This is a genomic window from Enterobacter cloacae complex sp. CDL013 (assembly GCF_049238805.1).
Taxonomy (GTDB): Bacteria; Pseudomonadota; Gammaproteobacteria; order Enterobacterales; family Enterobacteriaceae; genus Enterobacter; species Enterobacter hormaechei_C.
On sequence record NZ_JBMKGT010000020.1, the window covers coordinates 1 to 584 of the forward strand.

The window sequence follows — 584 nt, forward strand, 5'->3', positions numbered from 1 at the left end:
ATCCGGGTTGCGGACAGTGTCTGGTGGGTAGTTTGACTGGGGCGGTCTCCTCCCAAAGAGTAACGGAGGAGCACGAAGGTTGGCTAATCCTGGTCGGACATCAGGAGGTTAGTGCAATGGCATAAGCCAGCTTGACTGCGAGCGTGACGGCGCGAGCAGGTGCGAAAGCAGGTCATAGTGATCCGGTGGTTCTGAATGGAAGGGCCATCGCTCAACGGATAAAAGGTACTCCGGGGATAACAGGCTGATACCGCCCAAGAGTTCATATCGACGGCGGTGTTTGGCACCTCGATGTCGGCTCATCACATCCTGGGGCTGAAGTAGGTCCCAAGGGTATGGCTGTTCGCCATTTAAAGTGGTACGCGAGCTGGGTTTAGAACGTCGTGAGACAGTTCGGTCCCTATCTGCCGTGGGCGCTGGAGAATTGAGGGGGGCTGCTCCTAGTACGAGAGGACCGGAGTGGACGCATCACTGGTGTTCGGGTTGTCATGCCAATGGCACTGCCCGGTAGCTAAATGCGGAAGAGATAAGTGCTGAAAGCATCTAAGCACGAAACTTGCCCCGAGATGAGTTCTCCCTGAGAC

1 rRNA gene is annotated in these 584 nt (G+C 56.0%); it reads left to right on the forward strand.

What is annotated here, in order from left to right:
* A 23S ribosomal RNA gene (locus ACOTXD_RS21700) occupies nucleotides 1-584 on the forward strand; the annotation flags it as partial.